The sequence below is a fragment of the Psychrobacter sp. 1Y4 genome, from assembly GCF_051847555.1.
In genome coordinates this window covers 1-1,980 of record NZ_JBPYDE010000037.1, presented here as the reverse complement: position 1 = coordinate 1,980, position 1,980 = coordinate 1, and the positions used below count along the sequence as shown (strand labels likewise).

The 1,980-nt window shown below is 36.4% G+C and carries 4 protein-coding genes; 2 read left to right on the top strand and 2 right to left on the bottom strand.

Annotation, left to right across the window (positions count from 1 at the left end; translation table 11 throughout):
- On the top strand, positions 1–946 hold a 946-nt coding region (locus tag ACS8FC_RS13920; protein WP_439297194.1), incomplete at its 5' end, for an ImmA/IrrE family metallo-endopeptidase.
- Positions 947–1,019: 73 nt separating this feature from the next.
- Here the strand turns inward: ACS8FC_RS13920 and ACS8FC_RS13915 are convergent.
- Positions 1,020–1,289 (bottom strand): hypothetical protein, encoded by a 270-nt coding sequence (locus tag ACS8FC_RS13915; protein ID WP_025643761.1) that lies wholly within the window; start codon positions 1,287–1,289, stop codon positions 1,020–1,022.
- A 129-nt stretch (positions 1,290–1,418) separates the two neighbouring features.
- A complete protein-coding gene (locus tag ACS8FC_RS13910) occupies positions 1,419–1,631 on the bottom strand; it encodes a helix-turn-helix domain-containing protein (protein WP_025643759.1) in 213 nt (70 codons plus the stop codon).
- 236 nt (positions 1,632–1,867) lie between these two features.
- Between ACS8FC_RS13910 and ACS8FC_RS13905 the strand changes: the two genes are divergently transcribed.
- Positions 1,868–1,980: AAA family ATPase (locus tag ACS8FC_RS13905; RefSeq protein ID WP_439297195.1), on the top strand; the 113-nt coding region annotated here is incomplete at its 3' end.

Below are 1,980 nucleotides of genomic sequence, written 5' to 3'. Positions count from 1 at the left end.
TTCAAGGGTGCTAAGCTTCCCTATCGATTTTTTTAAAGGTAGTGACTTACCAATCATTGATGAACATAGTGTTAGTTTTAGATCTCGTTCTAGAATGACTAAGAAAGTCAAAGCCGAAGCTTTAACTTATGGCATTACTGGCTTTATGCTTAATGATTGGTTTGAAGAGGAGTTTGAACTTGTTCAATCAGAACTTCCTGATTTATCTCATCTATCTCCTGAAGAAGCGGCTAATTCGCTCCGTTACGACTGGGGCCTGGGTGATAAACCTATTGGGAACTTAATTGCTCTATTAGAGTCAAAAGGTATACGTATTTTTTCTATTTTTGTAAAATCGGAATATATTGATGCTTTTAGCGTTTGGTATGATGACACACCTTTTATCTTTCTTAATAACCAAAAAACTATGGAGAGAAGTCGTTTTGATGCATGTCACGAACTAGGTCATTTAGTTAGAGACATATACAGTATGAAAATGTCTGAAAGTTTTAGTAAATCACTTGATGAAGACTTGGATTCAAAAGTAGTCGAAAGATGTGCAGATGAGTTTGCATCTGCGTTCTTGATGCCCGAAGTTGCATTAATGGAATATAGACATGTAAATCCTACCATCAACAATCTTATTGAGCTGAAAAAAGTGTTCGGCGTATCTTTAGTAGCACTGGCATATAGAATGCATAAGCTAGGGTTCATAAGTGAGTGGGTTTATACAAGAGTGCTCTGCCCAGAAATAGCAAAATATAATTATCGTAAGTCAGAGCCTTATCCAATGGATAGAGAGACTTCCCAAGTACTCAATACAATAACTAGTGAGTTAACTTCAGAAGGAATGAGCCTAGACGATATTGCTAAAAAAATTAATCTTAGAAAAGCTGATATAACTCCATTGCTATTTCAACTTGCTGAAAGCACAAAGCCTTTTCATTTATTTCAAGTTTTAAAATAATGTGTAAAAACATGAGTAAAGTTTAGCTACTAGTTTGATCAGCTAAACTTTGCTCGTTCTTTTAATCAAGTATTTATACAGCTTCTTTAGCATTCATTAAATCAATAAACGCCGCCTCAAGCACACCAATCGCCTCATCATCAACGATTAACCCCTCATCTATCTGGCGCTGTACCCATACATGAAGCGCCTCATCATTATAGAAAATCGGATTCACGCCCAATATTTTGGCCAGCTGTGAACCTTGCTGTATTTGTAAGTTTTCAATAAGTTGCTTGGTTAAAACCTTCACATTGTGATCAAACCAAGATGACGTTGTTGGTTGCTGCGCTGACGTATACATAATAACCTCCTGTAGGTTAATTAGATTTTTTAATTAATTAAATGTCCTGCTACAGGTAAAATTATACACGCATTTTGACTCATTGCAAGATAAAATAACCTACTGTAGATTATTTTGTATTTTTAGAAGTTATATTTCTGGATTGTCAACAAGCTCATATAGGTCGCCTACCTCAATTTCAAAATAGCGGCATAGCTTTTCAATCACTTCTAAATCTACTCGAGTGGCTTCTTCATGATACATACGCGTGATTGTGCCTCTGTTGATAGAAGTTTCTCTTGCAACATCTGCAATTTTAAGGCGCTTTTCACCCATTATTGTTGATAAATGACACTTAATCATGATCGTCTCCTATTTCAAATATAGTGCTACTAGCATACAAATTATTCGCTAGACACGCATAGTGCTATTAAGCAGTGCATTTTACTACGTGTCATATCGGTTTAATAGCAAGACCTGTCCAATACTAATAAGCTCAATACTTTCAGTTGTGCTTACTAGCCCTTTGCGATAATATACTTATATGAGTACTTACTCATTTGAGTGTATGAATATATAATCATCATAAGGCCTTTACCATGAAAGTAATCGCAGTACTGAACCAAAAAGGCGGCAGCGGCAAGACCACGATAGCCACGCATTTGGCACGTGGGCTACAACTTCAGGGTCATAGTGTGCTACTCGTTGATAG